The 20582-nt window shown below is 70.2% G+C and carries 19 protein-coding genes; 7 read left to right on the forward strand and 12 right to left on the reverse strand.

The window, feature by feature from the left end:
• Positions 1–29: 29 nt before the first annotated feature.
• Genes AB0K73_RS00915 through AB0K73_RS00935 form a run of 5 tightly spaced genes read right to left on the reverse strand, consistent with a single transcriptional unit; the run spans position 30 to position 5480 of the window.
• A complete protein-coding gene (locus AB0K73_RS00915) occupies positions 30–425 on the reverse strand; it encodes a RidA family protein (protein ID WP_360511070.1) in 396 nt (131 codons plus the stop codon).
• 11 nt (positions 426–436) lie between these two features.
• Positions 437–2533, reverse strand: a complete 2097-nt coding sequence (gene paaZ, locus AB0K73_RS00920; RefSeq protein WP_360511069.1) for a phenylacetic acid degradation bifunctional protein PaaZ — start codon at positions 2531–2533, stop codon at positions 437–439.
• A 60-nt stretch (positions 2534–2593) separates the two neighbouring features.
• Positions 2594–3490: a 3-hydroxyacyl-CoA dehydrogenase family protein gene (locus AB0K73_RS00925; protein WP_360511068.1), complete on the reverse strand. Its 897-nt coding sequence runs from the start codon at positions 3488–3490 to the stop codon at positions 2594–2596.
• Positions 3487–4281: an enoyl-CoA hydratase/isomerase family protein gene (locus AB0K73_RS00930; RefSeq protein ID WP_360511067.1), complete on the reverse strand. Its 795-nt coding sequence runs from the start codon at positions 4279–4281 to the stop codon at positions 3487–3489. The genes AB0K73_RS00925 and AB0K73_RS00930 overlap by 4 nt, the downstream gene beginning before the upstream one ends.
• Complete coding sequence (locus AB0K73_RS00935) at positions 4281–5480, reverse strand: acetyl-CoA C-acyltransferase (protein ID WP_360511066.1); 1200 nt, start codon at positions 5478–5480, stop codon at positions 4281–4283. The genes AB0K73_RS00930 and AB0K73_RS00935 overlap by 1 nt, the downstream gene beginning before the upstream one ends.
• A 248-nt stretch (positions 5481–5728) precedes the next feature.
• Here AB0K73_RS00935 and rhuM point away from each other — a divergent pair, with 248 nt between their 5' ends.
• Complete coding sequence (gene rhuM, locus AB0K73_RS00940; protein ID WP_360511065.1) at positions 5729–6670, forward strand: RhuM family protein; 942 nt, start codon at positions 5729–5731, stop codon at positions 6668–6670.
• A 103-nt stretch (positions 6671–6773) separates the two neighbouring features.
• Here the strand turns inward: rhuM and AB0K73_RS00945 are convergent, their stop codons facing one another.
• On the reverse strand, positions 6774–7151 hold the full coding sequence (locus tag AB0K73_RS00945) for a hypothetical protein (protein WP_360511064.1): 378 nt from the start codon (positions 7149–7151) through the stop codon (positions 6774–6776).
• A gap of 189 nt (positions 7152–7340) precedes the next feature.
• On the opposite strand from AB0K73_RS00945, the gene AB0K73_RS00950 reads away from it, so the two are divergent.
• Entirely contained in the window at positions 7341–7463 is a 123-nt protein-coding gene (locus AB0K73_RS00950) for a hypothetical protein (RefSeq protein ID WP_360511063.1), read from the forward strand.
• 82 nt (positions 7464–7545) lie between these two features.
• Here the strand turns inward: AB0K73_RS00950 and AB0K73_RS00955 are convergent, their stop codons facing one another.
• Entirely contained in the window at positions 7546–9486 is a 1941-nt protein-coding gene (locus AB0K73_RS00955) for a DEAD/DEAH box helicase (RefSeq protein ID WP_360511062.1), read from the reverse strand.
• 920 nt (positions 9487–10406) lie between these two features.
• Here AB0K73_RS00955 and AB0K73_RS00960 point away from each other — a divergent pair.
• The gene (locus AB0K73_RS00960; protein WP_360511061.1) at positions 10407–11420 is read left to right on the forward strand and encodes an alpha/beta hydrolase; all 1014 of its coding nucleotides are present in this window, start codon (positions 10407–10409) and stop codon (positions 11418–11420) included.
• A gap of 25 nt (positions 11421–11445) precedes the next feature.
• Here AB0K73_RS00960 and AB0K73_RS00965 read toward each other — a convergent pair whose 3' ends face one another.
• Together AB0K73_RS00965 and AB0K73_RS00970 are read right to left on the reverse strand one after the other, a co-directional pair.
• Positions 11446–12375 (reverse strand): NAD-dependent epimerase/dehydratase family protein, encoded by a 930-nt coding sequence (locus tag AB0K73_RS00965; protein ID WP_360511060.1) that lies wholly within the window; start codon positions 12373–12375, stop codon positions 11446–11448.
• The gene (locus AB0K73_RS00970; RefSeq protein WP_360511059.1) at positions 12372–13028 is read right to left on the reverse strand and encodes a MerR family transcriptional regulator; all 657 of its coding nucleotides are present in this window, start codon (positions 13026–13028) and stop codon (positions 12372–12374) included. The genes AB0K73_RS00965 and AB0K73_RS00970 overlap by 4 nt, the downstream gene beginning before the upstream one ends.
• 165 nt (positions 13029–13193) lie before the next feature.
• Here AB0K73_RS00970 and AB0K73_RS00975 point away from each other — a divergent pair, with 165 nt between their 5' ends.
• Positions 13194–14198 carry a YihY/virulence factor BrkB family protein gene (locus AB0K73_RS00975; RefSeq protein WP_360511058.1) on the forward strand — a complete coding sequence of 335 codons (1005 nt, stop codon included), beginning with the start codon at positions 13194–13196 and terminating at the stop codon, positions 14196–14198.
• Between the two features lie 19 nt (positions 14199–14217).
• Here the strand turns inward: AB0K73_RS00975 and AB0K73_RS00980 are convergent, their stop codons facing one another.
• Positions 14218–14385, reverse strand: a complete 168-nt coding sequence (locus AB0K73_RS00980; RefSeq protein WP_360511057.1) for a methionine/alanine import family NSS transporter small subunit — start codon at positions 14383–14385, stop codon at positions 14218–14220.
• Positions 14382–15998, reverse strand: coding sequence for a sodium-dependent transporter (locus tag AB0K73_RS00985; RefSeq protein ID WP_360511056.1), 1617 nt, complete (start codon positions 15996–15998; stop codon positions 14382–14384). The genes AB0K73_RS00980 and AB0K73_RS00985 overlap by 4 nt, the downstream gene beginning before the upstream one ends.
• A 161-nt stretch (positions 15999–16159) precedes the next feature.
• Between AB0K73_RS00985 and AB0K73_RS00990 the strand changes: the two genes are divergently transcribed.
• From AB0K73_RS00990 to AB0K73_RS01000, 3 genes are all read left to right on the forward strand, one after another.
• Positions 16160–17398, forward strand: a complete 1239-nt coding sequence (locus AB0K73_RS00990) for a histidine kinase (RefSeq protein WP_360511055.1) — start codon at positions 16160–16162, stop codon at positions 17396–17398.
• Positions 17395–18066, forward strand: a complete 672-nt coding sequence (locus AB0K73_RS00995) for a response regulator transcription factor (protein WP_360511054.1) — start codon at positions 17395–17397, stop codon at positions 18064–18066. The genes AB0K73_RS00990 and AB0K73_RS00995 overlap by 4 nt, the downstream gene beginning before the upstream one ends.
• A 114-nt stretch (positions 18067–18180) precedes the next feature.
• A complete protein-coding gene (locus tag AB0K73_RS01000) occupies positions 18181–19584 on the forward strand; it encodes an acyltransferase (protein ID WP_360511053.1) in 1404 nt (467 codons plus the stop codon).
• 10 nt (positions 19585–19594) lie between these two features.
• On the opposite strand, the gene AB0K73_RS01005 is transcribed toward AB0K73_RS01000, so the two are convergent.
• Positions 19595–20539: an NADP-dependent oxidoreductase gene (locus AB0K73_RS01005; RefSeq protein ID WP_360511052.1), complete on the reverse strand. Its 945-nt coding sequence runs from the start codon at positions 20537–20539 to the stop codon at positions 19595–19597.
• Positions 20540–20582: the final 43 nt, after the last annotated feature.

The raw sequence follows: 20582 nt of genomic DNA on the forward strand, positions 1-20582 counted from the left end.
GAGAGCCGACGCCTCGGCAGCGTCCTCGCTCAGTGCGTCGGGAGCGCCGCGATCGCGTCGATCTCGACGGTCGCTCCCATGACCAGCGACTGCACGCCGATCAACGAGCTCGCCGGAGGGTTCTCCACGTCCATGATCCGGTCGCGCACCTCGCGGAACACCCTGAGCCGTTCATCGTCGAGCTGCGTGATGTAGATGTTGATGCGCACCACATCGGCGAACTCCGCGCCTCCGCTGTTCAGCGCGCGCTGCAACTCGCGAAGGGTCAGCTCGACGGCCCGCGCGAAGTCGCCGGGTACCGAGCCGTCCTCTTCGAATCCCACGGCTCCTGAGACGAAGAGGAGGTCGCCCGCGGAAACGCGGACGCTGTCGGAGATCCCCGGAAACGTCGATGACCGAATCCGCTCGATGCGTTCAGCGCTCATGGCCCCAGATCCTACGCGGGCTGCGGCGCGAGCTCCTTCGCCACGAGCGTGAGCACGTCGTACGTCGCCACGATCTCGTCGTTCTGGTTCTTCAGCACCGCATCCCAGCGCACCTCGCCGTACTCGTCGGTCTCGCGCGGCGAGATCTCCTTGGCGGTGAGCTCGACGCGGATCGAGTCGCCGGGCGAGACGGGCGTGATGAACCGCAGGTTCTCGAGGCCGTAGTTCGCGAGCACCGGTCCGGGCGCGGCATCCACGAAGAGCCCGGCCGCCCACGACACGAGCAGGTAGCCGTGCGCGACCCGACCCGGGAAGAACGGGTTCGCGGCCGCCGCCTCTTCGTCCATGTGGGCGTAGAACGTGTCGCCGGTGAACTTCGCGAACGTCTCGATGTCCTCGAGCGTCACGGTGCGCGACTCGCTGACCACCTGATCGCCGATGCGCAGCTCGGCGAGCGACTTGCGGAACGGGTGCTCGCCGCCGGGGCGCGACTCCGCACCCTGGTGCCAGACGCCCGTGAGCGCCGTCAGCATCTCGGGCGAGCCCTGCACGGCCGTGCGCTGCATGTGGTGCAGCACCGCACGGATGCCGCCGAGCTCCTCGCCACCGCCGGCGCGACCCGGCCCGCCGTGCACGAGGTTCGGGAGCGGCGATCCGTGGCCGGTCGACGAGCGAGCGTCGTCACGGTCGAGGAAGAGCACGCGGCCGTTGTAGGCGGCGATGCCGCCGGCGATCGCCATGGCGACCTCGGGGTCGTGCGTCGCGACACTCGTCACGAGGGAACCGCCACCGCGGGCCACGAGCCGTACAGCGTCGTCGGTGGTGTCGTAGCCCACGATCGAGGCGACCGGTCCGAACGCCTCCACCTCGTGCAGCGCGGGGCTCGAGGCATCCGTGAACCGAAGCAGCATGGGGGCGACGAAGGCGCCGTCGGATGCCGCGCCGGACTCTCCGTCGGCACGTATCACGCTCGGGGCATCCGTCGAACCGATCACGAGCTCGCCACCGGCCGCCTCGAGCTTGCCGACCTGACGCAGCACCTCATCACGTTGACCGACCGACGCGAGCGGACCCATGGTGACACCCTCGGCGCGCGGATCGCCGAGCACGACACGCTCCTCGATGCGCGCCCGCACCGCGTCGATCACGGCGTCGACGGATGCCGCGGGCACGATCGCCCGACGGATCGCCGTGCACTTCTGCCCCGCCTTCGACGTCATCTCGACGACGAGTTGCTTCACGTACGCGTCGAACTCGGGCGTGCCTTGCGCGGCATCCGTGCCCAGCACCGACGCGTTGATCGAGTCGGTCTCGACGGTGAACCGCACGCCTCCGGTCTGCACCGACTCGTGCTGTCGCAGCCGCTCGGCGGTGGACGCTGAGCCGGTGAAGGCGACGAGGTCGCCGAGGCGCAGGTGGTCGAACAGGTCGGGCACGCTGCCCGACACCAACTGCAGCGATCCCTCTGGCAGCAGGCCCGACTCGGCGAGGATGCGCACGAACGCCTCGGCCAGGTAGCCGGTGGGCGTTGCGGGCTTCACGAGCGTGGGCATGCCGGCGAGGAACGCCGGCGCGAACTTCTCGAGGGAGCCCCACACCGGGAAGTTGAACGCGTTGATCTGCACGGCCACGCCGGGCAGGCGGGTGTAGATATGCCGTCCGAGGAATGAGCCGTCCTTCGACAGGTTCTCGACGTTGCCGTCGACATACACCTTCGAGTTCGGCATCTCCCGGCGACCCTTGGAGGAGTACGTGAAGAGCACGCCGATACCGCCGTCGATATCGACCCACGAGTCCTGCTTGGTGGCGCCCGTGCGGCTCGAGATCTCGTAGAGCTCGGCCTTGCGCTCGGTGAGCGCGAGCGCCATCTGCTTGAGGAGCACGGCGCGCTGGTGGAACGTCATGGCTCCGAGCGAGCGCTGACCCACCGTGCGCGCGTACTCGAGCGCGGCGCCGAGGTCGAGCCCCTCGGTCGAGACGCGCGCGACCACCTCGCCCGTCGACGCGTCGCGCACCTCGGTTGCGGAGGTCGCCGCCGCACCAGCTGAAGCCGGCACCGTCGGGGTCCACCACTGGCCGTTCACGTAGCTCGGCAGGATCTCGTTCATCGTTCGTCCCTCTTCTTCGTCTTCGTCTTCGTCTTCATCGAGTCGCTGGGCATGACTGCGTCACGGGGCGTCCCACAGGTAGAAGCCCTCGCCGCTCTTCCGGCCGAGCTTGCCCTCGGCGACCATGCGGCGCAGCAGCGTGGGCGGGTCGAATCGCTCGCCGAGCGTCGACGAGAGGTACTCGGCGATGCCGAGTCGCACGTCGAGTCCGACGATGTCGGTGAGCCGCAGCGGGCCGATCGGATGCTTGTACCCGAGCGTCATCGCGTTGTCGATGTCCTCGGCGCTCGCGACGCCGTCCTCGAGCATGCGGATGGCCTCGAGGCCGAGGGCGACGCCCAGTCGCGACGACGCGAAGCCCGGGGCATCCGTGACGACGATGGGCGTCTTGCCGATGGCATCGACCCACTCCCGGGCCTCGGCCACGAGCACGCCGCCGGTCGCGTCGCCGCGAACGATCTCGACGAGCTGCGACGCGGGCACGGGGTTGAAGAAGTGCATGCCGAGGAACCGCGACGGACGCTCGAGGAGCGCCGCCAGCTGGTCGATCGAGATCGACGACGTGTTCGACGCGAGCGCTGCGTCGGGCCCGAGCACCGCCTCGACGCGGGTGAGCGCGTCGATCTTCAGGTCCAGGTCTTCGGGCACCGCCTCGACCACGAGGTCGCAGCGGGCGAAGTCGGCCACGTCGGTGCTCGTCGCGAATCGCGCGCCGATGACGCGTGCGTCCTCGTCGGCGGTGCCGCGGGCGGCGGATGCCTCGACGGACTCGAGCACCCGCTTCGACGCCGCGGCCGCGGCATCCGCGTCACGCTCGACGACCGTGACCCGCGAGCCGGCCAGCAGGAATGCGTGCGCGATGCCCGCGCCCATGCGCCCGCCGCCGAGCACGCCGACGTCGGACGGTGCTCCGCTCGCCGTTCGCCTCGCGGGGGCCCCGCCGTTGGAGTCGCTCACGTCTTCCGCCTCTCGAGGAACTCGGTCATGCGTCGGTACTTCTCGGGGCTCTCGAAGAGCACGGCCTGCTCCTCGAGGTCGACGGCGGGGTGCGCCTCCCGGGGCGCGCGGAACACGCGCTTCGTGGCGATCGTCGCGGCGCGGTCGTTGCGGGCGATCCGGTCGGCGATGGCGTGCGCGGCCGGCAGCAGCTCGTCGGCGGGGTGCAGTTCGGTCACGAGGCCGATCTCGAGCGCCTCCCCGGCGCCGATCGCCCGGCCGGTGAGCAGCAGTTCGATGGCGCGCGCCTCGCCCACGATCTCCTTGAGACGCCAGCTCGCGCCTGCGGCCGCGATGATGCCGAGACCGGTCTCGGGGTTGCCGATCTTCAGCGACGGCGTGGCGATGCGGATGTCGGCGGCATACGCGAGTTCGGCACCGCCGCCCAGCGCGAAGCCGTCGAGCGCGGCGATCACGGGCATCGGCAGTTCGGCGACCCGCACGAACGCGTTGGCGTTGATCCCCGCGCGAGCGTCGTCGGCGCGGCGGTCGCGCAGTTGGGAGATGTCGGCGCCCGACGCGAACACGCCGGCCGCACCGGTGAGGACGAGGATGCGCGGGTCGGCCTCGAGCTCGGCACAGAGCGCGTGCAGTGCGTCGATGGTCGCCTGGTCGATCGCATTGCGCACTTCGGGGCGATTGAGGGTCGCAACGACGCGGTCGTCCCGCCGCTCGATGAGCAACGGCGCGGTCCCACCCTCGTCGCCGGCCGCGGAGGAATGACGTGCCGCCGCGGCATCCGTCGCCGACATCACATGCGCTCCACGATGAGCGCCGAGCCCTGTCCGACGCCCACGCACATGGTCGCGAGCCCGTAGCGCGAGTCCTCGCGCTCCATGCGGCCGAGGAGCGTCACGACGAGGCGCGAACCCGACGAGCCGAGCGGATGCCCGAGAGCGATGGCCCCACCGTCGGCGTTCACGCGCGTGGCGTCGAGGTGGAGGCGCCGCATCGAGGCGATCGACTGCGTCGCGAACGCCTCGTTGAGCTCGATCGACCCGAGGTCGTGCACCGTCAGGCCCGAACGGGCGAGCGCCTTCTGGGTCGCGGGCACCGGGCCCAGTCCCATGATCTCGGGGGCGATTCCCGCCGAGGCACCGACGACGATGCGCGCGCGCGGTGTGAGCCCGTACCGCTCGACGGCCTCGGCACTCGCGACGACGATGGCGGATGCCCCGTCGTTGAGCGAGCTCGAATTGCCGGCCGTCACGACCGAGCCGCCGGGGACGACCGCACGCAGGCCCGAGAGGGCCTCCATCGTGGTGTCGGGACGCGGCCCCTCGTCGACGAGGACCTCGCCGCGTGCGGTGGGCACGCCGACGATCTCGGCCTCGAAACGACCGGCCTCGATCGCCGCGACGGCTCGCTGCTGCGAGAGCAGGGCGAAGGCGTCGGCTTCACCACGCGTGATGCCGTCGACCCGGGCGACCTCCTCGGCCGTCTCGGGCATGGAGTACGTCGCCTTGTCGCGGGCGAGGAGCTTGGGGTTCGGGAACCGCCATCCGATCGAGGTGTCGTACGCCGCACCGGGCTTGGCCCACGCCTTCTCGGGCTTGGCCTGCACCCACGGGGCGCGCGTCATGGACTCGACGCCGCCGGCCACGATGAGGTCGGCGTCGCCCGCGCGAATCGCCTGCGCGGCCATGGTGATGGCCGACATGCCCGAAGCGCAGAGGCGGTTCACGGTGATGCCGGGCACCGAGTCGGGAAGGCCGGCGAGCAGCACCGACATCCGTGCGACGTTGCGGTTGTCTTCACCGGCCTGGTTCGCGGCGCCGAGGATGACCTCGTCGATGGCGCCCGAGGCGATCTCGTCGGTGTCGAGACCCGCACGGCGCAGCGCTTCGCCGACCACGAGCGCGGCGAGGTCATCGGGCCGCACGCTCCCGAGCACACCCCCGTAACGACCGACCGGGGTGCGCACTCCGCCGACGAGGTAGGCCTCCGCCATGTCTCACTCCTGACCGCATTGTCTGTGATGGATCGCTCACGCCCAGACTAGGCGTCCGCCCCGCAATCAGGGCAGGAATTAGTGACCGACCGTTCAGGTAGTAATTATGGCAAACGGATGCCCCGACCGCCACTCGGTCGGGGCATCGCTCCCACGCCGCGAGCCGGTCACGCTGTGGGTGCCGGCCGATACGCTGACTCAACGCAGTGCCGGACACCCGAGAGAACGCCACCAGAACGAAGGAAGCCATGGACGAGCCTGCCCACGTCGAGTTCTACCGTTCGAAGGACGGATCCATCACCCTCGAAGTCCGTTCGGACGCCGAGACGGTATGGCTCACGCGTCTGCAGATGGCGGCCCTGTTCGGTCGCGATGTGAAGACTATCGGGAAGCATCTCTCCAACGCTCGGCGGGAGGAACTCGACGGGATCCCAGTTGTCGCAAAATATGCGACAACTGCCACCGACGGCAAGACCTACCAAGTCGAGCACTACAACCTCGATGCCGTGCTCTCGATCGGCTATCGCGTGAAATCGCCCGAGGGCATCCATTTCCGTCGGTGGGCGAATGAGACATTGAAACGCTACGTGATCGAGGGCGCCGCCCTCAACGAGCGCCGGCTCGAACAACTCGGGTCCATCGTGCGGGTCCTCGCCAGATCCAGCGACCAGCTGGTCTCCGGTGTCGCCGATGTGCTCGCGGGGTACCTGCCCGGGCTCACAGCGCTCCGCGACTACGACGAGGGCACCATCACCTCCCCCACCGGTGATGCGCCCAGCTGGGTGCTGAGCTACGGCGAAGCGCGTTCGGTGATCGCTCAGGTCGGCGCCGAATTTTCCGACGATCAGCTCTTCGGCAGGGAACGCGGGGACGCGCTCAAGGGCGTCGTCGCCGCGATCTACCAGACATTCGGCGGTCAGCAACTTTATCCGACGGTGCAAGACCAAGCGGCGAACCTGCTGTACCTGGTCGTCAAGGATCACCCGCTTTCCGACGGGAACAAGCGGAGCGCCGCCGCGCTCTTCGTGCACTTCCTGTCGAAGAACGGCACCCTCATTGACCATCGGGGACTGCCGCGCATCACGAACAACGCGCTCGCCGCCATCACGCTCATGGTCGCCATGAGCGACCCGAAGGAGAAGGACCTCATGGTCGCGCTCGTCATACGCATGCTCTCCGACGAGCCGTGAGAGATGTGAGACGAGAATCACAGGCGCATGGCAAACGGATGCCCCGACCGCCACTCGGTCGGGGCATCCGTCTCATCCATGCCGACGGAACGCCGGCGCCCGGTCAGCCGGCGCTGGCCAGATTCTCGTCGGCGGCGGCGACGCGCGCTGCCCGGCCCACCGCCGAATCCCACACCGACGTCAGCGCGGAGTACTCCTCCGCGCTGAGCTCGGCCTCGAACGCGCGCGCGAGACCCGTCCACCACGACGCTGTGATGGCCGGGAGCTGCTCGCCCGAGTAGCCGCTCTCGCGGATCGACTCGAGCACCGCCTCGCGGATCATGATGCCGACAGCGCCGCCGTCGTCGAGGCGCGTGAGCTTCTCGCGCGCCGCCCGATACGCAGGATCGCGACGACGTCGTCGCGTGTTGGTCTGCTCCTGGGCGAGGCGTGCGAAATCGTCCGCGTCGAGCGTCCGCAGTTTCCGAAGGAATCCTTCCATCGTTGCGACCTTCCTTTCACGTGACCCACCAGAATAGCCCAGATCGTAGGAAATTTCCCGGTCAGCACGGAAATGACTTTCTCTCGTGGGTGGGCTATGGTCGAGGGTTCATGCCGGGAGTCCGGCATCACGCAATGTGATGGAGGTTCGTGCCCGCGAGGGCATGGACGCGAAGTGAACGGAGCGAACATGGCCAAGTCGGCGCGCCGCGACGGCGCGAAGAAGCAAGCCCAGACCACCCTCAAGGACAAGCGAGCTGCGAAGCGCGAGAAGGCGCAGGAGAACGTGCTCCGCCCCCGCAAGGGAGCCTGACGCGCGACCGGGCGGTTGCGCCCGACGCCGAAGGCTCGCCCACGTGGGAGCGAGCCTTCGGCGGATCAGTCGGGCGGATGCCTCAGACGGCCAGCTGCTCGCCGGCGGGCTCCGCCTGGGCGAACGGGTCGTCGCCGAGCGCCACGCGCTCGAAGGCCACGTCGATCTCGGCACGACCGAGCAGGTCGGTCATCCGACGCTGGCGGTTTCCCGGGATGAGCGTCACGACGCGACCTTCCTTGCCGGCGCGTCCGGTGCGGCCCGACCGGTGCAGGTAGGTCTTGTACTCGTCGGGAGCGTCGGCCTGGATCACGAGATCGATGTCGTCGACATGGATGCCGCGGGCCGCGACATCCGTCGCCACCAGCACGTTGACCCGACCCGAGGTGAGCTGCTGCAGGTTGCGCGTGCGGCGCGACTGGTTGAGGTCGCCGTGCAGGGCGACGGCGCGGATGCCGTAGTCCTCGAGGTGCTCGGTGAGATCCTCGGCGAACGCGCGCGTGCGGCTGAACACGAGGGTCTTGCCCTCGCGGTTGGCCAGTTGGGCGACGATGTCGCGCTTCTCGCGGTTCTCGATGATGAACACGCGGTGCTCGATCGTCGACGACGCCTGGTCTTCGCCCGCGACCTCATGCACCGCCGGATCGACGAGGAACTCATTGACGAGCTCCGCGACGCCCGAGTCGAGGGTCGCCGAGAAGAGCAGCTTCTGGCCCCCATCGGCCGTGTGACGCAGGATGCGCTGCACGGGCTCGAGGAAGCCGAGGTCGCACATGTGGTCGGCCTCGTCGACCACGGTGACGACGACCTCGGAGAGGTCGAGGCGACGCTGCTCGATGAGGTCCTCGATGCGGCCGGGCGTGCCGATCACGATGTCGACGCCGCGTTGCAGCGCGCCGACCTGGCGACCCTGGGGCACGCCGCCGTAGATCTGGGTGGTGAAGAGGCCGACGCTCTGCGCGATGGGCTGCACCGTGCGGTCGATCTGCAGGGCCAGCTCGCGGGTCGGGGCGAGGATGAGCGCGCGGGGCTTGCGGCCCATCTGACGCTTGCCGCCCGACTTGCCCGACTCCGTCCAGAGCTGCATGAGCCGCTCCACGGCGGGAGCACCGAACGCGATGGTCTTGCCGGAGCCGGTCTTGCCGCGGCCGAGCACGTCGCGACCTTCGAGCACTGCGGGGATCGTGGCGGCCTGGATCGGGAACGGCGACTCGGCGCCGAGATCCTTGAGCGCGCGCACGACGTTGCCGCCGAGCCCGAGGTCGGCGAACGTCACGCCGTCGACCGCCTCGGCCTGGATGGCCTCGGCCTCGAGGCGCTCGAGCACGACGTCGTCGGCCGGCGTGAAACGGGCCTGGTCCTTGGCGGGGTAGAAGTCGGAGGCGCGGCGGCCCGACTCGTTGAATCCGGGGCGATCGAACTCGTCGCGGGGAGCCCGGTCGTCCCGACGGGCCGGGCGGTCGGCGCGGTCGAAACGGTCGAACGATCGCGCAGGACGGTCGCTGCGATCGTACGAGCGCGCGGGGCGATCGTTCCGGTTGTTCCGGTTGTTCCGGTCGTTCCGGTCGTTCCGGTCGTTCCGGTCGTTCCGGTCGTACGACCGTGCGGGGCGAACGTTCCGGTCGGTGCGGTCGAACGAGCGGGCGGGGCGATCGTTCCGATCATTCCGGTCGTACGAGCGGGCGGGGCGATCGTCGCGGTCGCGGCGGGGCGCACGGTCATCACGGTCGAAGGAGCGGGTGGGACGGTCCTCGCGGTAGTGCGGGCGGGCCGGGCGGATGTCGCGGCCTTCACGGTCGGCGCGGTGCGGCGTGCGTCCGGAGGCGACGCGCTCGTCTCGCGACCAGCGCTCCTTGCGGGGGGCATCCGCCTCCTCGGGGCGATAGCCGCGGTGCCCGGCGCTGCGCGAGCCGGGCTTGGCCGATCCGGCGCGGGCCGGACCGCCCTTCGAGCCGCCCTTCGCGTACGAGGGGTCGAAGTTCCTGGCGGGGCGTCCACCCGCGGGTTTCTTGTTCTTGGGCATGGTCGTGCTTCCTGGGTTGTACTCGTGTACATGGCAGTACCGCTGCGGGGGCAGCACACTGAGAACCCGGAACATCGTCGACCGGGGCCGTTCACATACGGTGACTATCCGAGGCCCATGCCTCGAAACCGGCCCTTTGGACTCACAAACCCATCCGCGCACAGCGCGGTGTCCAGAACCGACTCGGCAACGATACCGGATTTCGGCTGGGAAAGCGCCCCGAGGTCGCGGCGCCACCGCCGTTCGAGATCCGACATCGCGGCTATCGTGAGCGCATCCGACGGGTACCGCGGCGACCTTCGATCACGGGCCCGGACGCCCGACGTCGCGCGAGGTGCCCATGACGACTCCCGTTTCGCCAGAGCCCGATCCGCCGCCGACTGCCTCCGGCTCCGACGCCGCGCCGGATCCCTCCCCGCTGCGGCTCATCAGCGCTCACGATTTCGCGGCTGGTGGACCCCCGCAGGCGTCTCCGCCATGACCGGCGTGAACAGACCGCCCTCGAATCGGGACTGTTCGCACCCATTCCGGTGCAGACGCATACCGGGCAGGCAGCCACGGCCTGGGAGTGGATCGGCGCGACCGACGGACTGCCCCCGATCGACGCATGGGACGGGTCGACGGCGGACTACGGGCAGGCCGTCGACATCCGCTCACCGTCGGTGACTGCTTCACCGACTCCGACGGAACGGCGACCGCCCCGAAGACACCGAGTTCGCCATCGAGCGGTTCCTTCCCACGAAGGAGGAATGGGAGTCCGGAGACCGAGTCGTCGTCTGCGCCGTGTCCCAGCCGGGGTCCCTCCTGAGCGGTGCCCTCGGCGACGAGTCCGCGGGTTGAGGAGCGCCGACGCGGCCGACAGGTCTCGACAGCGCCCGAACGTGAGATAGCATCACTCCACCCCTGAACCCGGAGCCGGTGTGACCTCGACCCGAATCACAGGCGGCTCCGGCATCCGCGCCAGGCGGATCACGGCGGCCGCGCTTGCCGTCATGGCGGCCATCGTGGGCGTCAGCGCACTCTCGGGCTTCCACCTGCCGCTGCGGGAGATCGATCCGCAGGGTCCCGATGTCGCGAGCGAGATCGCGAGCGCGCAGATGATCGGCATCCGCACGTTCACGGCACCGGCGGGGCTCGACGTGCAGGCCGACCTCGAGTACGGCACCCGGGAGGACGGCACGCTCCTCACGCTCGACGTGTGCGCTCCTCCCGCCGAGGCGCTCACGCCGACACGTCCCGCGGTGGTGTCGATCCACGGGGGCAGTTGGGCGCGGGGCGACAAGGCGAACACCGACTGGCGCAACGTGTGCCTGTGGCTGGCCAGCGAGGGCTTCGTCGCGGCATCCGTCAACTACCGGCTCGTGCCCGACGTGCGATTCCCGGCCGCCATCGAGGACGTCGCCCTGGCGGTCGAGTGGTTGCGCGCCCCAGAGCAAGTTGAACGGTTCGGCATCGACCCGGCTCGAATCGGGGTGTTCGGCGGGTCGGCCGGCGGCAACCTCGCCGCGCTCCTCGGCGCCACGGGCGAAGGACCGCTCGACGAGGGCTCCCGCGTCGCGGCGGTCGCCGAGCTGTCGGGCCCGGTCGGGCTCACCCCAGCCGAGCTCGCGGCCGATGCCGCCACCCCGTGGCTCCACGGCATCGTCGCCGACTACCTCGACTGCGAGCCCGGCGCGAGCCTCGAGGCGTGCCCGCAGGCGGCGGATGCCTCCCCCGCGACATTCCTCGACCCCAGCGACCCGCCCGTCTTCATCGGGCACGCCCAGCAGGAGGCGGTGCCTCTGGGGCAGTCGCAGCGCTTCGCCACAGCCTTGACCACGGCAGGCATCCCGGTCGAGTTCGCCATCGTGCCGGGCGACGAGCATTCGATCGGCATCCTCGATGAGACGCTTCGCGCAAGCGTCGCGGCCTTTTTGCACGCACACCTCGGCTGATCGCCGAGCGTCCACTCACGACGCGCTACGCTCCCGCCCCGACCCGCGCGCGGCCGAGCGCCGCCGCGATCCCGTCGCGATACGGTGTCGGCGCCATCTCGAACGTCCTCTCGAACGCGCTGGAGTCGAACACGTACGGCGCGGTGTACTGGTACGCCATCTCGAGCGACTCGCGCGCCGCGCCGACGAACAGGGCGCCCAGGCGCATCGTGGCCATGGACATCGTCGTGCCGCGCAGTGCGCCGTCGCTCGCGAGCTCGAGGTATTCCGCTCCGGTCAGGGCGGGCGCGGTCGGCAGGTGCCACGTCCGCGCGAGGGCGCGCTCGTCGATTCCCAGTACGGCGAGGGCTTCACCGATGTCGGGCGTGTACGTCATCGAGTGCGGCTGGTGCGAGTCGAAGAGCCACACCGGGCGCTTTCCGTCGACCACACGGTCGATCGCGTACATGTTGAACGCGCTCGTTGCGGCATCCGGACCGTAGAAGTCCGCGCTTCGCCCGATCGTGAGCTCGAGTCCGCGCTCGCGAACGGCGGTGTCGAGCAACGCGAGCAGCGAGGCGCGCACCTCGCCCTTCCCGCTGCTGGGCCGAATGGGCGTCGACTCCGTCATCGGCCCATCCACCTTGCCGTAGGCGTAGACATTGTCGAAGTACACGAGCCGCGTGCCGTTCGCGAGGCAGGCGTCGATCGTGTTCCGCATGACGATCGGCCAGTCGTGGCGCCACGCTTTCGTCGAGTACGGCAGGCCTACCGTGAGGTAGGCGGCGTGGGCGCCGCGCAGGGCGTTCACGGCGGACTCCGCATCGAGAAGATCGGCGGCGACGGAGGTCACGCCGTCGATGGCCCGTCGCGATCGCGCGACCGCCGTGACCGCGAGTCCTCTCGCGCGAAGCGCCGCGGTCGTCTCCCGGCCGACCACGCCGTTCGCTCCGAGCACGACATGTGTGATGGTCATTTCGCTTCCTCCTGGTCGTCGAGTCCGGTGGGCACCGGAAAGAACTGCGTGGTCTCGTGCTCCTGCGCAAGCCGGCGGAGCCCCGCGATGAGCGCATCGCCGAGCACGGTTCCGACCACCATGAGCTCGGCGACGAGGTCGGGCCGAGTGCGGGTCGTCAGGGCCTCCAGGTCGGCCCTGGCGATGACGGATGCCGCGGACGCGTACGCGTCGAGGAACCCGCGGGACGGCTCGTACCCGGTCGCGGCGAAGGCGTCGAGCACCTGCGCCGCCACAGCGAAGCCCGGGTTCTCGGGGGTCGTGCGCCAGCCGTGGGCGGCTGCCAAGGTCGCGATCCGTTCGCGTGCGCCCGCGTCGGATGCCCCGGCAGCCGCGCCGCCCACGCTGATGGCCCGGCACGCCACGTCGAAGGTGTCGGCGAGCGACGAGTCGTCGGCGTCGAGTGTGGCGAGCACCTCCTTGGCGGCTGCGATCGACAGGCCTCCCGTTTCGATCAGCGCCCGCACGAGTCGTACCCGTTGCACATGCGTGTCGTCGTATGCGGTCTGGTTGCGCTCGACGCGCTCGCCCGCATGGACGAGGCCCTCGCGAAGGTAGTACTTCACCGTCGTGGGGGGAACCCCTGTCAGTCGCGATACCTCCGAGATCTTCACCTACTGAGAGTAACACTATCGATAGCGTCACTTTCTATTTGTTCCGCACGATCCCGCCGCGGCTCGCACGCGCACCTCGGCTCACGCGTCGCGCAAGCCCTGCCGCAGGGAGTGGCCGCGGGCGTAGGCTCTCGTCAGCCACTTCGGCGAGGAGGCGCCCGCACCATGACCGACACCGACTCCCCGGTGCAACTCTCGCGCGAGGACTGGCGGGTCATCCTCACCCGTACGGTGCACGAATACCGCATCCACCAGGTCGTCGACCTTGCGTCCGCCCTCACCTACACGGCGGTGCTCGCGATCTTCCCGGCGCTCCTCGCGCTCCTCGCCCTCATCGGGATCGTGGGTGACGCCGAGGCGGTCGCGACCGATGTGCTGCGAGTGATCGACACCCTGGCCGTGGCATCCGCCATGGGTCCGGTCCGCGAGGTCGTCGAGGAACTGCTGGATGCCTCGCACGCGGCGACGGCGTTCGTGATCGGCGTGGTCGGCGCGGTGTGGGCGACGTCGGGATTCGTCGGCACCTTCGGTCGCGGCATGAACCGCATCTACCGGGTCGAGGAGGGCCGGAGGTACTGGTTCATGCAGCTCAAGATGAGCGGCGTCGCCGCGATCGTGGTCGTGCTGATGACCGCCGCGGCGCTCGCACTGCTGCTCACCGGCCCGGCAGCGGAGTCCGCCGCCCGGACGCTGGGTCTCGACGAGGGTGTCGTGTTCTGGTGGGACCTCGGCAAGCTCCCTGTGCTCGCCGCCATCGGCATCGTCGTGATCGCACTGCTCTATTGGGCAGCACCGAACGTGAAGCGGCGTCACCTGCGCTGGTTCAGCGTCGGCGCAGGTGTGGCGCTCCTGTCGTGGGTCGGGACCACGACCCTGTTCGGCGCGTTCGTGTTCAGCTTCGGCACCTTCGAGGGGACGTATCGTGGCCTCGGCGTCGTGGTGGCCTTCCTCCTGTGGGTCTGGCTCTCGAACCTCGCCCTGCTGTTCGGCGCCGTGCTCGACACCGAGGTCGAGCGGGCCCGCCAGCTCCGCGCCGGCATCGCGGCGGAAGAGCGCATGCAGCTCCCGCTCCGGAGCGAGCGTCGCATCGAGAAGAACCGGAAGCAGCGTGAGGCCGACATCCGGGCCTCCGCCGAAATGCGCGCCGCCGCCGCCGAGCAGGATACGTAGGCGGGCGGACGCGGGCGATTCAGGTGTCGCGCTCGACGGGCGCGTCGTCTTCGCGGTGGTCGTCCTCGCCGCCGGGCGGCATGCCCTCGGCATGCGGACGTCGACGCAGGAAGAGCGCGCTCGCCATGAGTCCACCCCAGACGAGCACCAACGCGAGCACGAGGAAGAAGACGGCGAGCGGGCTCATGACGCTCCTCCATTCGAGGTCGGGCCTTCAGGTCGTGTCGCTGCCCCGGCGGCGACTTCGGCTCGGGGCCCCGGCGGGTACGGCGGCCACACGTCGAACCGGTCGGGATCGAAACGCCACCGCGTCGCGGTGAGCACGAGCGCGCCCACGACGATCACGAGGATCGCCCCCCATCCGATCGCAAGCAGGTACCAGCCGGGCAGATCCGCGTAGCCTTCGACCGTCAGGGTGATGATGCGCGAGATGAGCATGTAGCCGAGCACGACCGGCGCGAGCACGGAGACGAGCACCACCCAGATGCGACCCACGCGGAACGTCGAGACCGAGTTCAGGTGATACTCCAACTCTCGCCCACGCCGAAGCACCCACAGCACGAGCACGCTCATGAGCACCGCGGATGCCACGATGCCGATGTTGTTCGCCCACTGATCGGTGACGTCGAGGGCGAGGAGGCCCGTCGTCGTCGAGAAGAGCAGGATGGAGAGCACGGCGGCGACCCCGCCCACCCAGGCAGCCGCCTGCCGCGGCGAGAGCCCGAACTTCTCCTGGAAGCCCGCCGACACCACCTGCAGCACCGAGAGCAGCGAGGTGAAGCCCGCCATCGTGAGCGAGCCGAAGAACAGCACCCCGAAGATCTCGCCGCCGGGCATCTGCGAGACGATCGCCGGGAAGGTCACGAACGAGAGTCCGACGCCCGTGAGTCCCTCGAGCTCGCCGACCGCGATGCCCTGCTGGAACGCGAAGAACCCGAGCGTCGCGAAGACGCCGATCCCCGCGAGGATCTCGAACGACGAGTTCGCGAAGGCGACCACGAGCCCGGGGGTCGTGAGGTTGGCCCTGCGGGTGCGGTAGGACGCGTAGGTGATCATGATGCCGAACGCGATGGAGAGCGAGAAGAAGATCTGGCTGTAGGCGGCGATCCAGACGTCGGGGTCGGCGAGTGCCGCCCAGTCGGGCGTGAACAGCGCGTTGAGGCCGTCCGCCGCGCCGTCGAGGAAGAGCGAGCGCACCACGAGCACGAGGAACGCGACGAACAGCAGCGGCAGGAAGATCACGTTCGCCCGCTGCACGCCCTTCGCGATGCCTGCGGCGAGGACGAGGATCGTCACCGCCCAGACGAAGACCAGCGGGATGAGCACGCTCGGCACGAATTCGAAGCTGAGGCCCGGCTCGCCGACCTGCAGGTAGTCGCCCGTGAGGAAGGCGGCCGGGTCGTCGCCCCAGCGCAGATCGAACGAGAACACGAAGTAGCTGAGCGCCCACGCGATCACGACCGTGTAGTACAGGGCGATCACGAAGCAGATCATCACCTGGAACCAGCCGAGGCTCTCGAGGGCCTTGCCGCCGAGACGGCGGAACGACATCGGCGCGGACCCGCGGAACCGATGCCCGATCGCGTAGTCGAGGAACAGGATCGGGATACCGGCGGTGAGCAGCGCCACGAGGTACGGGATGAGGAACGCGCCCCCGCCGTTCTCGTACGCCACGCCCGGGAACCGCCAGATGTTGCCGAGTCCGACGGCCGACCCGATGGCCGAGAGGATGAATCCGACCTGACCCGTCCACTGCTCGCGTGGACGCGATGGCAATCTGTCGACCTGTACTTCGGACACGTGACCCCTTCCGGACCTCCACCCGTGGGTATCACGGGCGCGCATCGACCGTTTACGGGCCACACGCTAGCAGAGACCAGCCCCCCGTACCGAGGTAGGGATCCCGGATGGCTCCGCGGAGGGATGCACCCATGCGCCGCGCATGACAGGCTGCTGCCACCATGGACCACCAGCACCGGAACCCGACCCACCACGAGCGGATGACGCCGCCGCCCGTTCCGCCTGCTCCCAGGACGGTCGACGAACGGCTGTTCCGCGCGTGGGCGTGGGTCGCGACATCCCTGTTCGCCGTCCTGCTCGTGGCGGTCTCGGTGCCGCTCGCGGCGACCCTCTACGGCGTGCACCTGCTCGCCGCGTTCGCCACCAGCCTCATGCTCGCCGGCGCGCTGCCGTTGGCGGTGCGCTGGCCATGGGCCGCGGGCGTGGTCGCGACCGCGGGCCTGCTCTGGTTCGCGATCCTGTCGATCGACTCCGCGGGTGCCCCGTGGCCCTGGCCGGTCACGACGATCATCACGCAGGGCGCTCTGCTCATCGTGCTCGGCGTCATGCGCACCTGGTGGGTGGGCCTCTCCGTGTGGATCGCGGGCGTCGTGGTCACCACGCCGTTCGCCTTCGTCGATCTCGGTGCGGCCGCGAACCTCGTCACCGCCGGGGCGGTCACCGCGCTCGCCTTGGCCGTGGCGCTGCTCATCGCCCAGCGCCGGCTCATCGGCGACGAGCTCTTCCGCGCACGGGCCGACACCGCGTCCGAGCAGCAGCGTCGCATGCTCGTCGAGGAGCGTAACCGCATCGCGCGCGAGCTGCACGACGTCGTCGCGCACGGGCTCTCGATCATCCACGTACAGGCGACGAGCGCGCCCTACCGCGTGGCGGGGCTGAACGATGCGGCGAAGGCCGAGTTCGACGAGATCGCGACGTCCGCCCGCTCGGCGATGACCGAGATGCGGCAACTGCTCGGGGTGCTCCGCAGCGCCGAGGCGGCGCCCGACACCGCGCCGCAACCCGGGGTGCGCGAGCTGCCCGCGCTCGTGGCATCCGTCGACCGCGCCGGAGTCCCCGTGACGCTCGAACTCGGCGACGGGCTGCCCGCGTCGGGACTCGCCGCGACCTCCGCCTACCGCATCGTGCAGGAGGCGCTCTCGAACGTCGTGCGCCACGCGCCGGGTGCGAGGACCCACGTGACGGTCGAGGTGCTCGCGGGCGACCTGATCGTCTCGGTCGAGAACGAGCAGGCGACCGATGCCCCGGGGCCCGACACGAACGGCGGTGGACACGGTCTCATCGGCATCGGCGAGCGCGCGGCGCTCCTCGGCGGACACGCCGAGTACGGGGAGAGGCCGGGTGGGGGCTACCGTGTTCTCGCGACCCTTCCGCTCGGGTCGGACGGAGGAACGACGTGACGATCTCGGTGCTCGTCGCCGACGACCAGGCGATGGTGCGTGCCGGGTTCGCGGCGGTGCTGGCCGCGCAGCCCGGCATCGACGTCGTCGGCCAGGCCGCCGACGGCGCCGAGGCGGTCGCGCTCGCACGCGAGCTGCGACCCGACGTCGTCGTCATGGACGTGCGGATGCCGCAGCTGAACGGCATCGAGGCGACCCGTGCCCTGCAGACCCCGCCGCGGAGTTCCGACTACGTGCCGCGCGTGCTCATGTTGACCACCTTCGACATCGACGAGTACGTGTACGAGGCACTGCGTGCCGGAGCGAGCGGGTTCCTGTTGAAGGATGCCACGCCCGACGAACTCACCACGGCCGTCCGCATCGTGGCGGCGGGCGACGCACTGCTCGCGCCGAGTGTGACCCGACGGCTCATCGAGGATTTCGCCCGTTCGGCACCGCCCGCGCGACCCTCGACGACGCGGCTCAACGAGCTCACCGAGCGCGAACGCGAGGTGCTGACGCTCGTGGGCCGCGGCATGTCGAACAGCGAGATCGCGACGGCGCTCTTCATCGCCGAGCAGACCGTGAAGACGCACGTCTCGAAGATCCTGCAGAAGCTCGGCCTGCGCGACCGCGTGCACGCCGTGGTGCTCGCCTACGACACGGGACTCGTGCAGCCAGGCGGCTGACCCCCATACCGGGGTACGGGGGCGGAACGCCCCCACCGGGGGATGTGACGGCCGGAACCGCGTTCGTAACCTGCTCACGCATGGGCGGAGGGGCCGCCCGGATGGGGCACGATCATGACCGACACCCTGGCACGTCCGGCAGGGGCATCCGTTCGCGGCGAAGCATCCGCTCGGCAACGCTCAGGCGTCGCGCGCGACTCGAGTGTCGACGCGATCCGCGTGGTGCTGCTCGTGGTCGTCTTCGGCCTGCACGCCATGATGTTCGGCGTGACCATGGGCCCCGAGGGGCCGGTGCTCGAGAACGCTCTCGCGAACCAGGCCTGGTTCGGCCCGGTCAGCTGGGTCGTGCAGATCATGCCGCTCTTCTTCATCGCGGGGGGCTTCTCGAGCTTCCACCATTGGCGCTCGATGCGCTCGCGAGGTGCGGCGCCGGCCGAGTACGTCCGGGGCCGGCTGGGCCGGCTGGTGCGTCCGCTGATCGCGGTCGTGGCCGTGGTCGCCACCGGACTCGTCGCGCTCTCGCTCGCCGGCGTGCCGGCCGATGTCGTGGCCACCGCGGGCTTCCGCGTCGGCCAGCCGCTGTGGTTCCTGGCCGTGTACGTCGGCCTCTCGGCGCTGGTGCCGCTCATGGTGCGCGCGCACGAACGAGCCCGCGTGCTCACGCCGCTCGCACTCCTCGCTGCGGTCGTCGCCGTCGACGTCACGCGTCTCTCGACGGGCATCGAGGCCATCGGCCTCGCGAATCTCCTGCTCGTGTGGCTGCTCGTGCAGCAGTTGGGCTTCCACCTCGCCGACGGCGGCCTCGACCGGCTCTCGCGCCGCACCCTGTGGGGCATCGCCGCGGGCGCCCTCGCGCTCCTCGCCGTGCTCACGGTCGTGGGTCCGTACCCCGTCGACATGTACGAGAACCTCAACCCGCCCTCGGTCGGCCTGGTCGTGCTCGGCGTCGCGCAGCTCGCGCTCTTCCAGCTGGCACGCCCGCGCCTCCGCGCCTGGGTCCAGCGAGCGGATGCCTCGCGCGCCATCGCCGCGATCGGCGATCGTGCCATGACCATCTACCTGTGGCACATGCCCATGCTCGTCGCGCTGGCCGGTGTGCTGCTCGTCGCGAACGCGACGTTCGGATTCGCGCTGCCCGAGCCGATGAGCTTCGCGTGGTGGGCCTCCCGTCCGCTGTGGCTCGGGGTGGGCGCGGCCGTCGTCGTGCCCGCGGTGCTCGTATTCGCCCGGTTCGAGCGAGGGCGTCGGATGTCTCGCGCCGGCTCGCCGAGCGCGTCGACCGCCGTGCTCGGGGCATCCGGCTGGTGGACCGCCATCGACGCCGTGTCCGGCACCGCCGGCGTGGCCGTCGTGCTCGTCATGGGATTCGGGCCGTTGCAGGCGGTCGCCGCGCTCGTGCTGTTGACGATCGCGCTGCAGGGCAGCCACGCGATCTCGGCGGTGGTTCAGCGCAGGTCGCGCCGCAGCGGGATGGCGATGTCCGCGCGTGGCGGCGCTGCACCGGCCGCCGCCGCCTAGCGAAACCGGTTCAGGGGATCAGCACGATCTTTCCGCGCGGATGTCCCGTCTCGCTCTCGCGCTGCGCGTCGGCGGCCTCGGCGAGCGGGTAGCGCGAGGCGATCTCGACGTGGAACCGGCCCTCGGCGGCGAGACGAGCCGCCTCGGCGACGCCCTCGGCACGCAGCCGGAGCTCCTCGGGACCCATGGTGGAGGGGATGGCGCTCGACCACGTGCGGATCCCGAGGGCGTCGGCGTCGGCCATGCGCACGATGGTCGCGATGCGCGAGTGGTCGGGGACGAGTTCGAGGCAGGCCTCGATGGCCTCGTCGGTGCCGGCCCCGTCGAGCGCGACGTCGTAGCCCTCGGGCGAGGCCGTGCGCAGCCGGTCGAGGAGGCCCGGCCCGTAGGCCACGGGCACGGCGCCGAGCCGGCGGAGCCGTTCGTGGTTCGCGGGCGACGCCGTGGCGACGACCTTCGCGCCCCACTCCTGCGCGAACTGGATGGCGGCCAGGCCGACCGCTCCGGATCCGGCGTGCAGGAGGAGCGTCTCACCCTCGCGCAGGCCGAGTGACCGCAGCACCTGGTAGGCGGTCCCAGCCGGGATGCCGAGCGCCGCAGCCTCCTCGAAGCCGAGCCCCGCGGGCATCGGCAGGAGCTTGGCGGGCTTCACGACCACGTGGCTCGCGTACGTGCCCGAAGCGCCGTGCACGATGACCTCGTCGCCCTCCCGCACCCCGTCGACGCCCTCGCCGACGGCGACGACGACGCCCGCGGCATCCGCGCCGATGCCGGCGGGCTCGCTGAAGTCGAGGCTGCCGCGCTTCCCGCTGCGGATCTTGGAGTCGACCGGGTTCACACCGGCCGCGCGAACCTCCACGACCACGGCGTCAGCGGGGGCTTCGGGCGCCGGGCCCTCGAGCTGCGTGAGCACCTCGGGACCACCGTGCTCGCTGAATCGGATGAACCGGGCCATCGTCGCCTCCTCGTCGTGTCGCCGCACCGGCTTTCCACGCTAG

Source organism: Agromyces sp. NPDC052230 (assembly GCF_040679595.1).
Lineage (GTDB): Bacteria > Actinomycetota > Actinomycetes > Actinomycetales > Microbacteriaceae > Agromyces.

Coding starts and splice junctions, on each gene's coding strand:
- AB0K73_RS00915 (WP_360511070.1), bottom strand. CDS start 425: ATGAGCGCTGAACGCATCGAGCGGATTCGGTCATCGACGTTTCCGGGG.
- paaZ (WP_360511069.1), bottom strand. CDS start 2,533: ATGAACGAGATCCTGCCGAGCTACGTGAACGGCCAGTGGTGGACCCCG.
- AB0K73_RS00930 (WP_360511067.1), bottom strand. CDS start 4,281: ATGTCGGCGACGGATGCCGCGGCGGCACGTCATTCCTCCGCGGCCGGC.
- AB0K73_RS00935 (WP_360511066.1), bottom strand. CDS start 5,480: ATGGCGGAGGCCTACCTCGTCGGCGGAGTGCGCACCCCGGTCGGTCGT.
- rhuM (WP_360511065.1), top strand. CDS start 5,729: ATGGACGAGCCTGCCCACGTCGAGTTCTACCGTTCGAAGGACGGATCC.
- AB0K73_RS00945 (WP_360511064.1), bottom strand. CDS start 7,151: ATGGAAGGATTCCTTCGGAAACTGCGGACGCTCGACGCGGACGATTTC.
- AB0K73_RS00950 (WP_360511063.1), top strand. CDS start 7,341: ATGGCCAAGTCGGCGCGCCGCGACGGCGCGAAGAAGCAAGCCCAGACC.
- AB0K73_RS00955 (WP_360511062.1), bottom strand. CDS start 9,486: ATGCCCAAGAACAAGAAACCCGCGGGTGGACGCCCCGCCAGGAACTTC.
- AB0K73_RS00965 (WP_360511060.1), bottom strand. CDS start 12,375: ATGACCATCACACATGTCGTGCTCGGAGCGAACGGCGTGGTCGGCCGG.
- AB0K73_RS00975 (WP_360511058.1), top strand. CDS start 13,194: ATGACCGACACCGACTCCCCGGTGCAACTCTCGCGCGAGGACTGGCGG.
- AB0K73_RS00980 (WP_360511057.1), bottom strand. CDS start 14,385: ATGAGCCCGCTCGCCGTCTTCTTCCTCGTGCTCGCGTTGGTGCTCGTC.
- AB0K73_RS00990 (WP_360511055.1), top strand. CDS start 16,160: ATGGACCACCAGCACCGGAACCCGACCCACCACGAGCGGATGACGCCG.
- AB0K73_RS01000 (WP_360511053.1), top strand. CDS start 18,181: ATGACCGACACCCTGGCACGTCCGGCAGGGGCATCCGTTCGCGGCGAA.
- AB0K73_RS01005 (WP_360511052.1), bottom strand. CDS start 20,539: ATGGCCCGGTTCATCCGATTCAGCGAGCACGGTGGTCCCGAGGTGCTC.